This is a genomic window from Streptomyces sp. NBC_00250 (assembly GCF_036192275.1).
Taxonomy (GTDB): Bacteria; Actinomycetota; Actinomycetes; order Streptomycetales; family Streptomycetaceae; genus Streptomyces.
The window spans coordinates 287,194-302,786 of the sequence record NZ_CP108088.1; the positions used below are offsets into that span (position 1 = coordinate 287,194).

A 15,593-nucleotide genomic window follows, 5' to 3' on the forward strand; every position below is an offset into this window, starting at 1 on the left:
CGCTCTCGATTCATGGGCACGGGGTCAGCCGGTCCGGTTGACGACGAACTGGGAACCGGGCTCGACGAGGACGTCGCCCTCGGCCGAGTTGGTGATGGTGACGCCGGTCAGCGTCGCGCTGCCGCGGGCGCCGCTCATCGCGAGGATCCCGGAGCCGTTGACCGACTTGTCGATGCGGACGTTGGTGATCTTCACGTCCGGCATCTCGCCGCCACCCGTCTTGAACTGGATGCCGTCGTACGTCGAGTCGAGGATCTCGGTGTCCCGGATGGTGACGCCGGGGATGGGCTGGCCCTGGGCGAAGAGGGTGATGGCGCCGAACTCCTGGTCCTCGTTCCAGAACGCGCCGCCGGTGCGGTGCAGGGCGTTGTTGGAGATGAGGGTCTGGCCGGAGAAGGGCAGCGGGTCGTGGTCGGTCGCGAGCATGATCCCGGGGTAGTTCATGGTGTCCGAGATGATGTTGTTCTCGATGGTGTTGCCGTAACCGCCGTAGACCGCGATGCCGTTGGCGCGCCAGGGCAGCTGGATGGTGTTGTTGCGGAAGTGGTTGTCGTGGCCGACGTCGACCGAGGTGTCCTTGACGTACTTGCTGGCCCAGACGGCCAGGGCGTCGTCGCCGGTGTTGCGGAAGGACGAGTTGAAGACGGTGGAGTTGCGGGTGCCGTTGGCGAAGTTGATGCCGTCGGCGTAGGTGTTGCGGATCCGCATGCCGGTGAACTCGAGACCGTCTCCGGGGCCCCACAGTTCGGGGATGTTGGAGTAGTCGCGGCCCGCCCAGACGCCGACGTTGGCGTGCTCGATCCAGACGTTGCTGATCTTGGTGTCCTTGCCGAAGCGTCCGTTGAGGCCGACGCCGCCCTCTGCGTTGCCGTCACCGCCGCGGATCGCTCCGGAGCCGAAGATGGCGATGTCGGAGATCTGGGTGTTGTGGTCGATGTCGAAGCCGAAGTTGCCCTCGTGCGGGTGATTGATGCCGCCGGCCTCGTGCGGCGGGGTGAGGGTGTGGAGCTGGGAGTGCCACATGCCCGCGCCGCGGATGGTGACGTCGCGGATGCCGACCTGGTTGAACTGACCGCGGTTCAGCGGGTCGTCGGTGAGGATCTTCTGCTCCTGGCGCCACTGGCCGGCAGGGATCCAGACGCAGGGGATCTGGCCGTTCTGGTCGGCGGTCACCGCGCGCTGGAGGGCGTCGGTGTCGTCGATGCCGTCGTTGGGGACGGCGCCGTACTCGGTGATGGAGACGCAGTTCGCCGGCTTGGCGGCCGGGGGTGCGACCTGCTCCAGGTCGATCAGGTCGATGACGTAGAAGGACGCCGAGTCCCCGGCGTCGCGCTGGAGGCGGAACTTCGTTCCCACCGGGTACGACTGGGCGAGCAGGGCGTGGGACTCGTCGAAGAGGCGGCGGGCGTCGCCGCCGGGGCGGTTGGTGAGTCCTTCGGGGTCGTCGGTGCTGCCGTAGAGCCAGCTGTGCTTGGACGACAGGGTCAGCTTGCGGACGAAGACGTCGTTGGCGTAGAGGCTGATCGTGGCGTCGGCGCCGCCGCCCGCGGCCGCGTCGGGCACGGAGTTGCGGACGACGATGGAGTTGGCCGGGTCGGTGGAGGTGAACTCGACGAACTCACCCGTGGAGCTGAGCCGGACCGACTTGCGGCCGGAGGACTCGGTGGCGAAGTTGGTGTGCCCGAAGGTCCGCTTCTGGTCGGCGGTGAGCAGGGTGCCCTGGTAGCGGGCGTCCTCCGCCTCGTACTCGGTGTACGGCACGGCCGCGCCCCGGCCGACGACGAGGGAGCGTGAGAAGACGTTGTTGCTCTCGTCGGTCTCGGTGAGGGTGGCGGTGGCGTCGGCGGTCGCGGTGAGCGTGGCACCGCCGGTGGTGGCGGTCCAGCTGCCGGAGATCGGCACGTTGACCGTCTGGCCTGCGGCGATGGCGCCGGTGGAGCCGTTGAGGGTGCTGGCTCCGGCGGTCAGCCGGGTGATCGTGCCGGCGGGTGCGGTGGTGGTGCCGCGGTTCTGGACCGCGACGGTGAAGGTGACGGCGGAGCCGACAGCGGGGCTGGTCGGGTTGGTGGTGATGCCGGTGACCCGCAGGTCGGGGCCGGGGCTCTGGCCGACGACGAGCTTCGTCGAGGCCGTCCGGCTGTTGTTGCCGTTGTCCGGCTCGGGGACGGTGTCGGTCGGGTCGACCACGGCCGAGACGGTGTACGAGCCCATGGGCCGCTTGCCGATGGTGACCGGTACGGTCGCCGAGGCACCGGCGGCGAGCGCGCCGACCTGGGCGGACCCGGCCACGGCGCCCTCGACGCCGACCTCGACGGTGGTGGCGGCGGCCGCGGCGGTGCCGGCGTTGCGCACGGTGGCGTCGACGGTCACGGCGTCCGTCTCGGAGGGGGCGGACGGAGTCCAGGTCAGGTCGGTGACGGTGAGGTCGGGGCTCGGTGCCGCCGTGCCGACGACCTGGAACTCCGCGACCTGCGCGCCGGGGGCGCCGGTGTTGGAGAAGAAGGTCAGCCGCAGGTCGGCGTAGCTGCCGGTCACGGGGATGGTGACGGTGTTCTGTCCGGTGGAGGGGCTGAACGCGTAGTCGGCCCGCGCCTTGAGCGAGGTGAAGCCGGAGGCGGCCTGCTCACGCCCGAGGACCTGGATCGCCTGTGTCCGGGGGCCCCAGGCCTGGTCGGGGTTGAGCTTGACGACGACGCCCGTGACGTTCGCGTCGGCGCCGAGCTTCACGGTGAGGCTGGACGGGAAGCCCGCGGACTCCCAGTAGGAGGCGGTGGCGTCGTCGTTGGCGTTGGCCGCGACGTACGTCTGGGTCGTCGAGGTCGCCTCGATGGGCTTGTTGCGTGCCAGGTTGGTGCCGGCGGGCGGCGGGTCGACCGGTCCCTGGTCGCCCTGGCCGTAGACCTCGACCTCGGAGAGCTGGGCCGCGTTCCAGCCGGTGTTGGCGGTCACCCGGACGCGGAGGTACCGGGTCGTGGCGGAGGTGACACCGATGGTGACGGTGTTCGCCGCGGAGGGGTCGAACGCCCGTGACTGCGGTGCGGCGAGGGTGGTGAAGGTGCCGCCGTCGGTGCTGCCGAGCACGGCGACGGTCTGGGAGCGGGCCTCCCAGGTGGTGGGAAGCTTCAGTACGACGCTGTCGACGCGGGTTCCGGCGCCGAGGTCGACCTGGACCCACTGCGGGAACGACCCGGCCGGGCCCTCCCAGTAGGACTGCTGGCTTCCGTCGGTGACGTTGCCGGCCGGGTACGCGCCGTGGGCGCCGCTCGCCGTCGCCGTTCTGCCGAGGGCCAGGTCGGGTGCGGCCGCCGCGTACGCGGTGACGGGCAGGAGTCCGACGGCGATCAGTCCGGCTATCAGTACGCCGACCGTCAGCCGCCAGCTCAGGATTTTGCCTCTCATAGGGGCCTCTCCGTCTGCTGGGCCACGGCTCGGAGCCGACACAGGGCCTCTCGCTAGGAACCCAGCGGAACTCTGACAATGAATGACGGCTAGATACAGACTTATTGAGCATTTTCGTTAATCTTTTGCGCCGCCGGGGTGTCAGGTTTCTAGCAGGTCACCGCTTTGTCAACAGCCGTGGCAAAAACGGAAGTTGAGGGCTCACATCCGCGCAGGTCAACGACAAACGGCTCCGGCGCCGGGGAGGCGGTGAGGCCTCCCCGGCGCCGGAGCCGGGGTACGGAGAGCGGAAGGATCAGACGGTGGGCGGCGGCGCCGTCGAGCCGCGCACCACGAGTTCGGGCTCGAAGAGGAGCTCGCCGGGATCCGTCTGGGTGCCCGAGATCTGGGCGCACAGCAGCTCGACGGCGGCCCGACCCATCGCCTCGATGGGCTGGCGCACGGTGGAGAGCGGCGGCTCGGTGCAGTTCATGAAGGCGGAGTCGTCGAAGCCGACGACCGACACCTGCGAGGGGACCGAGAGTCCGCGGCGGCGCGCGGCCCTGATGGCGCCGAGGGCGAGCGGGTCGCTGGCGCACACGATGCCGGTGACACCGCGCTCCAGGAGACGGGTGGCGGCGGCCTGCCCGCCTTCGAGCGAGAAGATCGACCGTACGACGAACTCGTCCGGCAGCGAACCACCCGCCGCTTCGGCCACGGCCCGGGCCGCTTCGAGCTTGCGGCGCGAGGGGACGTGGTCGCCGGGGCCGAGGACGAGGCCGATCCGCTCGTGCCCGAGGGAGGCCAGGTGGCGCCAGGCCTGCTCGACGGCGACGGCGTCGTCGCAGGAGACGCAGGGGAAGTTGAGCCCCTTGATGGAGGCGTTGATCAGGACCACCGGGATGTTGCGCTCGGCCAGCTGGTGGTAGTGGTCGTGCGGCGCGTCGGCCTGCGCGAACAAGCCGCCGGCGAAGACGACTCCGGACACCTGCTGCTGGAGGAGGAGGTCCACGTAGTCCGCCTCGGAGACGCCGCCCTTGGTCTGGGTGCACAGGACGGGAGTGAGGCCCTGCTGCGCGAGCGCGCCGCCGATCACCTCAGCGAACGCGGGGAAGATGGGGTTCTGCAGCTCCGGCAGGACCAGGCCGACCAGACGTGCGCGCTCGCCCCGCAGCTGCGTGGGCCGCTCGTAGCCGAGCACGTCGAGCGCGGTGAGAACGGACTGCCGTGTCGCCTCGGAGACACCGGGCTTTCCGTTGAGGACACGGCTGACCGTGGCCTCGCTGACTCCCACCTTCTTGGCCACTTGAGCAAGTCGTCGCGTCATGAACGCAAGAGTATCGCAAACTTCGCAAGCGAGTTGCGTCCTTGGCATGCTCTTGCGGTCGACGAACGCAACCCATGAGAGCCGACAACGTTTGAAGGGTTGACGGGCAGAAGGGCGCCTCATAACTTCAGGCCTTGATAAAAGGCTTGCTGTTGTTGTCCGTCGGGCGCGAAACGGCGAAAGGGTTGTCAGGTGCAGACCACACGCATGCGGGTACGCACGTTCCTCCGGCGAGGAGCGGGGAGAGCGGAGCGAGGAGCGGACGCCGGGCCCCGCACCCGCCGCCTCCGGCCGCTGACCGCACTCACCGCGGGAGCCCTCGTAGCGGGCAGCCTCGTCCTCACCGGACCCGGCACCGCACAGGCCGCCGGCGAGCGGGTCGACGTCTGGCTCACCACCACCTCCGACTCCGGCGGCCGTACCGTCACGCGCGGTCTCGCCCAGCAGGCGCCCCTCGCGTTCGGCCCGGCCGGTGGCACCGCGAACCACACGATCACCGTCAACGAGAGCACCACGTACCAGCAGTTCGAGGGCGGCGGCGCGTCGATCACCGACACCACCGCCCATCTGCTGCGCGGCGGAGCCGTCAGCGCCGCCACCCGTGACGAGGTGATGCGCAAGCTGTTCTCGCCGACCGAGGGCATCGGCCTGTCCTTCGTCCGCAACCCCATCGGCGCCTCGGACCTCTCCCGGCCGGGGAACGTCTCCCTCGACGACACCTGCTGCGACCTCGGCGACTTCGGGAGCAACGGCTACGACACCGACGTCCGGCTGCTGACCGCCCAGGCCAAGCAGCTCAACCCGGCCCTCCGGGTCAAGGGCGTGCCGTGGAGCGCCCCGGGCTGGATGAAGGACAACGGCCGGATGGACCAGATGGGCTGGCTGAAGGCGGAGTACTACCCGCTGTACGCCCAGTACCTGGTGAAGTACGTGCAGAGCTACCAGGCCGCAGGCGTGAAGGTCGACTACCTCTCCGTGCAGAACGAGCCGAACTGCTGTCAGGCCGGCAACCCGACCGCCATGAACTACCCGGGCATGAGCTGGAACCCGGCCGGGCTCGTCGAGTTCACCAAGAACCACGTCTACCCGGCCTTCCGGGCCGCGGGCATCACCACCAAGGTCCTGGTGCACGACTGGAACTACGGCGACTACGCCAACTTCGGCGCCGGGATCCTCAACGACGCGGGCGTGCGCAACGACCCGCTGTTCGGCGGCATCGCCTGGCACGGCTACGCCGGCGACCCGGCCGTGGGCACCCAGGTCCACAACCAGTACCCGTCGGTGAAACAGTTCAGCACCGAGCACTCGGGCGGCACCTGGATCGGGAACCAGCACAACGAGGACCTGAGCGACATCGTCAACTACGCCCGCAACTGGAGCGGCAGCCTGGTCAAGTGGAGCCTCGGGCTCAACCAGAGCATGGGCCCGCACAACGGCGGCTGCGGCACCTGCACCGGTCTCATCACCGTGCAGGAGGGCGGCGCCCGGGCCGGGCAGGTCGACTACACGGTCGAGTACTACACGACGGGTCACCTCACCAAGTTCGTGAAGCCCGGCGCGTATCGCATCGACTCCACCGCGAACAGCACGGTCCAGAACGTGGCCTGGCGCAACGCCGACGGCTCCAAGGCGCTGATCGCCCACAACGGCGGCACCTCCGCCCAGTCCGTCCGGGTCGACTGGGGCAACCAGTCCTTCACGTACACGCTGCCCGCCCGCACCACGGCGACCTTCACCTGGTCGGGGACGACCGGGGGCGGTGAGACGGGCGCCGGGACGCTGACCGGTCTGGCCGGGAAGTGCCTGGACGTGGCCGGTGGCGCCACCGCCGACGGCACCCCCGTCCAGCTGTACGGCTGCAACGGCACCGAGGCGCAGCGCTGGACGCTCGCCGCCGACGGCAGCGTGCGGGCGCTCGGCAAGTGTCTCGACGTCAGCGGCGGTTCGACGGCCGACGGCGCCCAGGTCCAGTTGTACAACTGCAACGGCACGGCCGCACAGCGCTGGACGTACAACGCCACCACGCACGACGTGGTCAACACCGGCGCGAACAAGTGCCTGGACATCACCGGCAACTCCTCCGCCGACGGGACTCGGGCCCAGATCTGGTCCTGCACCGGCGGGGCCAACCAGAAGTGGACCCACAACGCGGCCTGACCCGGCCTGCCCTCTCCGCCCTCCTCCCCCTCAGAAGGCCCTTCAAGGAGCCCGCATGTCCCCCGCTCGTCCCAGCAGAAGAACGGTGAGCGCCGCGGTCGTCGCCGCGACCGCCGTACTCACCGGTCTGCTCACCGGCGGCCTGCCGAGTGCCGCCGCCCAGGAACCCGCACCCCGAGCCGTCGACCGGTTCGAAGGGGAGATCCCGTTCGCACCGCCGCCCGCGGAAGGCCTGTTCACCTGGGGCAATGCCACCGAGTCCCACCCGAAGCTCGAACTGAAGGAGCGCGCCGACGCCCCCGAGGGCGGCAAGGTCCTCGAAGGCCGCTACGACATCAGCGGCTGGGGCGGCTTCACCCACGACTTCGCGTTCGACCAGCCGGCGCACGACTGGACGGCGTACAGGGGCATCCGCTTCTGGTGGTACGGCCAGAACACGGCGCCACTACCGCCCGGCTCGGGCAAGCGGATCGCCCTGGAGATCAAGGACGGCGGCGCGAACGGCGAGGCGTCCGAGCTGTGGACGACCTCCTTCACCGACGACTGGGAGGGCTGGCACCTCGTGGAGATCCCGTTCTCCACGTTCCAGTACCGGGCCGACTACCAGCCCGTCGGCGGAATCGACCAGGTGCTCGGGCTCGACCGGATGTGGGGGTACGCCGTCACGCTCCCGACCGGTGCGCCGGGGGCGTTCGCCCTGGACGGCGTCGAGCTGTACGGCACGGCGGAGCCCGCCCTGAACACCAAGGTGGTCACGAAGTCCGTCGTGCACCCCGTCGACGAGGGCGGCAGCGCCCGGGTCGACGTCTCGGTGGCCACCACCGGCTCCGGGCCGATCGGGGAGCCGGTCACCGTGGCGTACGAGACGGAGACCGGCGGCGGCGCCGAGCCCGGGAAGGACTACCGACCGGTCACGGGCAGCATCGTGTTCCCCGCCGGGACGCCCTCCGGTACGACCCGCTCGATCACCGTGCAGACCCTCAAGGACAAGGCCGCCGAGTCCGCCGAGACGATTCCGCTGCGGCTCACGGTGGACGGCGCCAAGGCACCGGCCGAGACCCCGCTGGTCGTGGTGAACGCGCACGGCCTGCCGTACCTCGACACCAGGCTGCCGGTACGGAAGCGGGTCGCCGATCTCCTCTCCCGGATGTCCCTGGAGGAGAAGGCCGGCCAGATGACGCAGGCCGAGCGCAACGCGCTGCGGGCGCCGGGCGACATCGCCGGATACTCCCTCGGGTCCCTGCTCTCGGGCGGCGGCTCGGTCCCCACGCCCAACACGCCCGCGGCCTGGGCCGCGATGGTGGACGCCTACCAGCTGCGCGCGCAGGCGACCCGCTTCCAGATCCCGCTGATCTACGGCGTGGACGCGGTGCACGGGCACAACAACGTCATCGGCGCGACGATCATGCCGCACAACATCGGCATCGGCGCGGGCCGTGACCCGGAGCTCGCCGCGCGGACCGGCGCGGTGACCGCGAAGGAGGTACGGGCGACCGGCGTCCCGTGGGACTTCGCCCCGTGTCTCTGTGTGACCCGCGACGAGCGCTGGGGCCGTTCCTACGAGGCCTTCGGCGAGGACCCGGCGCTCGTCACCGCGATGGAGACCGTCATCAACGGCATGCAGGGCGCGCCGAACGGCAAGGACCTCGACCGCAACGACAAGGTCCTCACCAGCGCCAAGCACTTCGTCGGCGACGGCGGGACCGCGTTCGGCTCATCGGCCACCGGTTCGTACACGATCGACCAGGGCGTCACCAAGGTCAGCCGCGCCGAGCTGGAGGCCGTGCACCTGGCCCCGTTCGCGGAGGCGGTGAAGCGCGGTACGGGCACGGTCATGCCCTCGTACTCCTCGCTCGACATCCTCGGGGACGAGCAGGGTCCGGTGAAGATGCACGCCAACGCCGAGATGATCAACGGCGTCCTGAAGGACCGGATGGGCTTCGAGGGCTTCGTCATCAGCGACTGGCAGGCCATCGACCAGATCCCCGGCGACTACCCCAGCGATGTGCGCACCTCGGTCAACGCCGGCCTCGACATGATCATGGTGCCGACGAACTACCAGGAGTTCACCCGGACCCTGACCGCCGAGGTCGGGGCCGGTCGGATCTCCACCGCGCGGATCGACGACGCGGTGGCCCGCATCCTGACCCAGAAGTTCCGCCTCGGTCTGTTCGAGAAGCCGTACGCGGACACCACGAACCTGCCGTCGATCGGCTCGGCCGAGCACCGCGCGGTGGCGCGGGAGGCCGTGGCGAAGTCGCAGGTGCTCCTCAAGAACGAGGGCTCCGTCCTGCCGCTGAAGCCTTCCCAGAAGGTGTACGTGGCCGGGTCGAACGCCGACGACCTCGGCAACCAGGCCGGTGGCTGGACGATCAGCTGGCAGGGCTCCTCCGGTCGTACGACGACCGGTACGACGATCCTCGAAGGGATGCGGAAGGCCGCGCCGGGGGCCGAGATCGGCTGGTCGAAGGACGCCTCCGCGCCGACCGAGGGCTACGACGTCGGTGTGGTGGTGGTCGGCGAGACCCCGTACGCCGAAGGGTTCGGGGACGTGGGCAACGGCAACGACCTCGAACTGACGGCCGCCGACAAGGCCGCGGTCGACACGGTCTGCGCGGCGATGCCGTGCGCGGTCCTGGTGGTGTCGGGACGGCCGCAGCTCATCGGCGACCGGCTGCCGGCCGTCGACGCCCTGGTCGCGTCCTGGCTGCCGGGCACGGAGGGCGACGGCGTCGCCGACGTCCTCTACGGCAGGCGGCCGTTCACCGGTCAGCTTCCGGTGACCTGGCCGAAGTCGGAGGCGCAGCTGCCCCTCAACGTGGGTGACAGCAGCTACGACCCGCAGTACCCGTACGGCTGGGGGCTGACCACTCTCACCCCGGCGCCGACCGGAGGGGAGCCCGCGCTGCGGGCGCTGCGGGTCGCGGCCAAGGCACTCCAGGCGATCGGCCGGGGCGACTCCCCCGAGGGGCGGAAGCTCGTCGCGGTGGCGCGGCAGATCGCGCAGAAGAGGATCGGCCAGAACATCACCGAGGCGACGGCGAAGCCGTTCGCCGACGCCGACCATCTGCTGCTCACGGGTGATCTCGGGGGCGCGGTCGGCAAGCTGACGGAGGCGTACCGGGCCGCGGGCTGACCGGTGTCGCTGTGACCCGACCCCCGGGGGAGCTCGCGCCCCGGGGGTCGGGCTTGTCGGGCCCCGCCCGCCCGCGCTATCTTGCATTGCATGGTTCCTGGTAACGCAATGAATGAGGCGGGCGACAGGGTCCCCAGCCAGCTCCGCAAGGGAGTGCTGGAGTACTGCGTCCTCGCGCTGCTCAGGGACGAGCCGAAGTACGGCGTCGAGCTCGTCGCCGAGCTCTCCGCGGTCAGCGTCATGACCACCAGCCAGGGCACGATCTACCCCCTGCTGTCGCGGCTGCGGCGCGAAGGACTCGTCGACACCGAGCTGCGCGACTCCCCCAGCGGGCCGTCGCGCCGCTACTACACGCTCACGGGCGTCGGCCGGGCCTCCCTCGCCGAGTTCGCCCAGGCGTGGCCGCTGTTCAGGGACGCCGTCGACCACTTCCTCACCGACCCACAGGGGGATTCCGCATGAACGCCACCGACCAGCACCCACTCGTCGCCGCCTACCTCGACGCCGTCGCGCGCGAGACGGCCGAGCTGCCCGCCGAGCGCCGGGCCGAGCTCCTCGCGGACCTCCGCGAGCACATCGAGGTCAGCGGCGCGGACGGCGACGACCAGGTCCGCGCGGTCCTCGCCGAGCTCGGCGAGCCCCGTACCGTCGCCGCCTCCGCCCTCGCCGAGGAGGCGCCGGCCGGCTCGGTGTCCGCCCCGGCGCCCGGCCGCACCAAGCTGACCGCGATCCTGCTCGGCGTCTCCGGGGTGCTCCTCCTGCTCAACCCGTACGTCGGGGCGGCCGCGCTGATCGTCGCCCTGGTGCTGCTGTGGGGCGCGCCCCAGTGGGAGAGCCGTCAGAAGCTCATCGGAACCGCCACCGGCGTGGCCCTGCCCGTCGCGGTCTTCCTGGGCGCGCTTCTCGGAGACGCGTCCCGGATCGGGCCGATGGAGGTCCTGCTGATCCTCGTGTTCTCGCTGGGCGTCCCGACCCTCGGCGCCGTCCTCCTGCTGCGGGCCGTACGCCGCTGACGCCGGGCCACGACACGGCTCCGGGACGCCCTCCTGCCGAGGGAGGCCCGGAGCCGTTCGTACGTGCCGAGGTGACGTCAGGCGGAGGCCCCGGGGATCTGGAGCGCCTTGGCGTTGCGGTCCCAACCCGACCACAGATCGGTGTCGACGCAGTAGCCGCACCCGGGGCCGAAGAACTCCCCGCGAGCGTTCTCGTCGCCGAGCAGCCAGAACCGCAGCCAGGCGGTGGTCGGGGCGCGGAAGTCCCCGCCGTCGCCGATGGAGCTGAGGTGCCCGGCGCCGCGGACCTCGCCGTACACGGCGGGTGCGTGGTCGGTGTCCCGGTACAGGGCCTTCACCAGGGCCGGCCACACCGTCAGGTCGCGCTGGCCCGCCAGGTAGAGAACGGGCTCGTCCATCAGGTCCGGATCGGTCAGCGGACCGGGCTGGATCGGGATGGCGGTGTCGACCCGGGGGTCGACGGCCGCGTTGACGGCAGCGGCTCCGCCCTGCGAGTGACCTGCCGAGGCGATGTGGTCGAGGTCGACCTTGCCGTGGAACTTGCTGGAGCTGTCCGCGTTGCGGTGCTCCAGGACGTCGATTCCCGCGCGCATGCTGATCGCGAAGTTCGACGTGGGGGTGTTGGCGGCGGCGACGATGAAGCCCTGGCTCGCCCAGTGGCGCAGCAGCGAGCTGTAGATGCCGGGCACGGCGCCCGTGCCGTTGCCCCAGATGATCACCGGGTGGCGTTCGCCCGACTGCCCCATGGTCCGCGGGTAGTAGAAGGTGTGCACGGCCTCGATGTCGACGCTCACCTCGTACGGGCCCGTCCGGCCCCAGTCGGTGCCGACGGACGGGATCCTGCCCGCGGTCCCGGCGTCGGCGGCCGCGCCGGCAGTGCCCGGCGTGGTGCACACGGCCATCACGGCGGCGAGCAGAAGGCCGCCGAACACACGGCTCGTTCTCCCTGGCATACGAACTCCTTCACGGATCAGGCACGTTGCGCGTCCTCGCAAGCGTGACCAGGCCATGATCGAGCTCGCGGGGGCGAGTGTCTGTCCGCAGGAGCCCAGACCTTCCGGGGTCTCCTTGGGCATCTGCCCAGAACGCCCCCCGCCCCCGCCGAATCCGTGGTTCGGTGGGGGCAGCGGGCGGTGGTGGCGGCCGGGTCAGCGGGCCAGCAGCTGGAGGGTGTCGATCACGCGGTTCGAGAAGCCCCACTCGTTGTCGTACCAGGCGACGACCTTGATGTGGCGGCCCTCGACGCGGGTGAGCTCCGAGTCGAAGATCGACGAGGCCGGGTTACCGGTGATGTCGGAGGAGACGAGCGCGTCCTCCGAGTACTCCAGGACACCGGCGAGCGGGCCGGCCGCGGCGGCGCGGTACGCCTCCAGGACGTCCTCGCGCGTCACGTCACGGGCGACGGTGGTGTTGAGCTCGACGATCGAGCCGACCGGGACCGGCACGCGGATCGAGTCGCCCGACAGCTTGCCGTCGAGGTTCGGCAGCACGTGGCCGATCGCCTTGGCGGCGCCCGTCGAGGTCGGGACGATGTTGACGCCGGCGGCGCGGGCGCGACGCGGGTCGCGGTGCGGGCCGTCCTGCAGGTTCTGCTCCTGCGTGTAGGCGTGCACCGTCGTCATGAAGCCGTGCTCGATGCCGGCCAGGTCGTCGAGGACCTTGGCGAGGGGCGCGAGGGCGTTCGTCGTGCACGAGGCGTTCGAGACGATGGTGTGCAGCTCGGCGTCGTACGCGTCGGTGTTGACGCCGTAGGCGAGCGTCACATCGGCACCGTCGGCGGGAGCGCTGACGAGCACGCGCTTGGCACCGGCGTCGATGTGGGCGCGGGCGGCCTTGGCGTTGGTGAAGCGGCCGGTCGCCTCAAGGACGATCTCGACGCCGAGCTCGGCCCAGGGAAGCTGCGCCGGCTCGCGCTCGGCGAGGACCTTGATGCGGCGGCCGTCGACGACGAGGGTGTCCCCGTCGACGCTCACCGGCCGGCCGAGGCGGCCCGAGGTCGAGTCGAAGGCGAGCAGTCGCGCGAGGGCCTTCGGCTCCGTCAGGTCGTTCACGGCCACGACCTCGAGGTCGGTGTCGCGCTCCAGCAGGGCGCGGAGCACGTTGCGTCCGATGCGGCCGAATCCGTTGATGGCGATGCGAGTCATGAATGGTGTCCCTTCAACTTCTGCGTCGCCACCAGGTTCGCTCGGCGGGAACGGTCCTGACAGAGGCGGGATCGCCACGGTCCGCAAGGATCGCGCCAAGCCTCGGCGAGGGGCTACTCGCCCTTGGTGAAGGTGCGCCGGTACTCGCTGGGCGTGGTGCCGAGGATGCGCTGGAAGTGCAGTCGCAGATTCGCGCCGGTGCCGAGGCCGACGTCGGCGGCGATCTGCTCGACGCTCCGCTCCGAGCGCTCCAGGAGTTCGCGGGCGAGGTCGACGCGGGCGCGCATCACCCACTGCATGGGCGTGTACCCGGTGTCCTCGACGAAGCGGCGGGAGAAGGTGCGTGCCGAGACCGCCGCGTGGTGGGCGAGGACGTCGAGGGTGAGCGGCTCACCGAGCCGGTGCAGGGCCCATTCACGGGTGGCGGCGAACCTTTCGCCGAGCGGCTCGGGGAGGCTGCGCGGTACGTACTGTGCTTGGCCGCCGCTGCGGTAGGGGGCGGCGACCAGCCGTCGGGCGGCATGGTTCGCGGCGGCCACGCCGAGGTCGCCGCGGAGGATGTGCAGGCACAGGTCGATGCCGGAGGCGGCGCCCGCCGAGGTGAGCACGCTCCCCTCGTCGACGAAGAGGACGTTCTCGTCGACGTGGACGAGGGGGCGTTTCACCGCGAGTGCCTGGGTGTAGTGCCAGTGGGTGGTGGCGCGTTTGCCGTCGAGCAGGCCGGTCGCGGCGAGCGCGAAGGCGCCCGTGGAGATCGCGGCGAGGCGGGCGCCGCGGTCGTGGGCCGCGATCAGCGCCTCGACGACGGCCTGCGGCGGGTCCTCGCGGTCGGGATAGCGGTAGCCGGGGACGAAGACGATGTCGGCCCAGGCGAGGGCGTCGAGGCCGTGGGCGACGGCATAGGAGAGGCCGTCGCCCCCGGTCACCAGACCGGGTTCCGCGCCGCACACCCTCACCTCGTAGGGCATGCTCGCGCGGGTCGTGAAGACCTGCGCGGGGATGCCGACGTCGAGCGGCTTCGCCCCTTCGAGCACGAGGACGGCGACGCGGTGGAGGCGGGGGGTAGGCGGCACGGTTACCAGCGTAGGCGGGCGGCCCGCGCCGCCCGCAGGCGGCTCAGCAGGTCAGCGCGTCACCGTCCACTTCTGGTTCGCGCCGCCGCCGCACGACCAGATCTGCAGCCTGGTGCCGTTGGCGGAGCTGTTGCCGGTGGCGTCCAGGCACTTGCCTGATCCGAGGTTGACGATGTCCCGGGCGCCGTTGGCGGTCCACTGCTGAGCGCCGGTGCCGTTGCAGTCCCACAGCTGGACGGGCGTGCCGTCGGCCGTACCGGCGGAGGTGACGTCGAGGCACTTGCCCAGAGCCCGGATCGTGCCGTCGGTCCCCACGGTCCACCGCTGGGCGCCGGTGCCGTTGCAGTCGTAGAGCTGGACGGCGGTGCCGTTCGCGCTGTTCGCCGCGGCCACGTCGACGCACTTGCCGCCGATTCCGGTGATCGGCCCCCCGGTCGTCGGCGTGTCCGCGGTGGTGACGCGGACGTGGTCGACGACGAGCTGCTGCGGGAAGGCGGTCGAGCCGTCCGGGTCACCGGGCCAGTAGCCGCCGACCGCGAGGTTGAGGATGAGGAAGAACGGCTTGTCGAACACCCAGGCGCGGCCGCCGAGGTCGGCGGGCGTACGGGTCTGGTAGACGGTTCCGTCCACGGACCAGGTGATCCTGCCGGGCGACCAGTCGACGGCGAAGGTGTGGAAGGCGTCGGCGAAGGCCTGGCCGCCGGGCAGGGTGTAGCCGGCGCCGATGCCGCCGGAGCCGGAGTAGCCGGGGCCGTGCAGGGTGCCGTGCACGGTGGACGGCTCGAAGCCGACGTTCTCCATGATGTCGATCTCGCCGGAGGCGGGCCAGCCGACCTGGCCGAGGTCGTTGCCGAGCATCCAGAAGGCGGGCCACATGCCCTGGCCGCGCGGCACCTTCATCCGGGCCTCGACGTGGCCGTACTGCGCGGTGAACTTCCCGGCGGTGTTGAGCCGCGCCGAGGTGTACTCGCACCGGCCGTACCAGCACTGGTAGTTGCCGGGGTTCTCCTTGCGGGCGGTGATCACCAGGTGGCCCTGGCCGTCGAGGGCGGCGTTGCGGTTGCCGGCCGTGTAGTACTGCCGCTCGTGGTTGCTGACGTTGTCGCCGGTCTCGATCTGCCACCGCGAGCCGTCCACGGGGAGTCCCGCGGCGCCGTCGAAGTCGTCGGAGAAGGTGACGGCGGCGGCCTCGGCCGCGGGTTGGAGGGCGGCGACACGCTCAGTGGGGCCGGTGAGACCGGTGGGGCCCAGGGCCGCGGTGGCCAGGGCGAGGGCGAGGGCCGTCACGGCGGTCAGCAGCGGGCGCCGTGACGATCGGGAGGAGGGCATGACTCTCACTTCCGTACTCTCACTTCCGTCGGGTGT

General features: G+C 70.9%; 10 protein-coding genes. 4 read left to right on the forward strand and 6 right to left on the reverse strand.

Going from position 1 to position 15,593, the window contains the following annotated elements:
• Positions 1-24: 24 nt before the first annotated feature.
• Together OG259_RS01305 and OG259_RS01310 are read right to left on the reverse strand one after the other, a co-directional pair.
• A complete protein-coding gene (locus OG259_RS01305) occupies positions 25-3,399 on the reverse strand; it encodes a CARDB domain-containing protein (protein ID WP_328940465.1) in 3,375 nt (1,124 codons plus the stop codon).
• A 295-nt stretch (positions 3,400-3,694) separates the two neighbouring features.
• Complete coding sequence (locus tag OG259_RS01310; RefSeq protein WP_328940466.1) at positions 3,695-4,705, reverse strand: LacI family DNA-binding transcriptional regulator; 1,011 nt, start codon at positions 4,703-4,705, stop codon at positions 3,695-3,697.
• 207 nt (positions 4,706-4,912) lie between these two features.
• On the opposite strand from OG259_RS01310, the gene OG259_RS01315 reads away from it, so the two are divergent.
• The 4 genes from OG259_RS01315 to OG259_RS01330 all read left to right on the forward strand — a co-directional run bounded on the left by OG259_RS01315 (position 4,913) and on the right by OG259_RS01330 (position 11,011).
• Positions 4,913-6,862: a lectin gene (locus tag OG259_RS01315; protein WP_443052105.1), complete on the forward strand. Its 1,950-nt coding sequence runs from the start codon at positions 4,913-4,915 to the stop codon at positions 6,860-6,862.
• 55 nt (positions 6,863-6,917) lie between these two features.
• Positions 6,918-9,998, forward strand: coding sequence for a glycoside hydrolase family 3 protein (locus tag OG259_RS01320; RefSeq protein ID WP_328940468.1), 3,081 nt, complete (start codon positions 6,918-6,920; stop codon positions 9,996-9,998).
• A 90-nt stretch (positions 9,999-10,088) separates the two neighbouring features.
• Positions 10,089-10,460 (forward strand): PadR family transcriptional regulator, encoded by a 372-nt coding sequence (locus tag OG259_RS01325; protein ID WP_266900504.1) that lies wholly within the window; start codon positions 10,089-10,091, stop codon positions 10,458-10,460.
• Positions 10,457-11,011 (forward strand): HAAS signaling domain-containing protein, encoded by a 555-nt coding sequence (locus OG259_RS01330; RefSeq protein ID WP_328940469.1) that lies wholly within the window; start codon positions 10,457-10,459, stop codon positions 11,009-11,011. Before OG259_RS01325 ends, OG259_RS01330 begins: the two co-directional genes overlap by 4 nt.
• Before the next feature lie 77 nt (positions 11,012-11,088).
• On the opposite strand, the gene OG259_RS01335 is transcribed toward OG259_RS01330, so the two are convergent.
• The 4 genes from OG259_RS01335 to OG259_RS01350 form a co-directional block, all read right to left on the reverse strand.
• Positions 11,089-11,964, reverse strand: coding sequence for a poly(ethylene terephthalate) hydrolase family protein (locus OG259_RS01335; RefSeq protein ID WP_328940470.1), 876 nt, complete (start codon positions 11,962-11,964; stop codon positions 11,089-11,091).
• Positions 11,965-12,159: 195 nt separating this feature from the next.
• Entirely contained in the window at positions 12,160-13,155 is a 996-nt protein-coding gene (gene gap / locus OG259_RS01340) for a type I glyceraldehyde-3-phosphate dehydrogenase (protein WP_319317338.1), read from the reverse strand.
• A gap of 113 nt (positions 13,156-13,268) precedes the next feature.
• Positions 13,269-14,228, reverse strand: a complete 960-nt coding sequence (locus OG259_RS01345; protein WP_328940471.1) for a GlxA family transcriptional regulator — start codon at positions 14,226-14,228, stop codon at positions 13,269-13,271.
• 51 nt (positions 14,229-14,279) lie between these two features.
• Entirely contained in the window at positions 14,280-15,557 is a 1,278-nt protein-coding gene (locus tag OG259_RS01350) for a ricin-type beta-trefoil lectin domain protein (RefSeq protein WP_328940472.1), read from the reverse strand.
• Positions 15,558-15,593 lie beyond the last annotated feature (36 nt).

Bases quoted from the DNA above. Each gene is read 5' to 3' on its own strand.
- OG259_RS01320 (WP_328940468.1), top strand. From the start codon at position 6,918: ATGTCCCCCGCTCGTCCCAGCAGAAGAACGGTGAGCGCCGCGGTCGTC.
- OG259_RS01350 (WP_328940472.1), bottom strand. From the start codon at position 15,557: ATGCCCTCCTCCCGATCGTCACGGCGCCCGCTGCTGACCGCCGTGACG.
- OG259_RS01310 (WP_328940466.1), bottom strand. From the start codon at position 4,705: ATGACGCGACGACTTGCTCAAGTGGCCAAGAAGGTGGGAGTCAGCGAG.
- OG259_RS01325 (WP_266900504.1), top strand. From the start codon at position 10,089: ATGGTTCCTGGTAACGCAATGAATGAGGCGGGCGACAGGGTCCCCAGC.
- OG259_RS01315 (WP_443052105.1), top strand. From the start codon at position 4,913: ATGCGGGTACGCACGTTCCTCCGGCGAGGAGCGGGGAGAGCGGAGCGA.
- OG259_RS01335 (WP_328940470.1), bottom strand. From the start codon at position 11,964: ATGCCAGGGAGAACGAGCCGTGTGTTCGGCGGCCTTCTGCTCGCCGCC.
- gap (WP_319317338.1), bottom strand. From the start codon at position 13,155: ATGACTCGCATCGCCATCAACGGATTCGGCCGCATCGGACGCAACGTG.
- OG259_RS01330 (WP_328940469.1), top strand. From the start codon at position 10,457: ATGAACGCCACCGACCAGCACCCACTCGTCGCCGCCTACCTCGACGCC.
- OG259_RS01305 (WP_328940465.1), bottom strand. From the start codon at position 3,399: ATGAGAGGCAAAATCCTGAGCTGGCGGCTGACGGTCGGCGTACTGATA.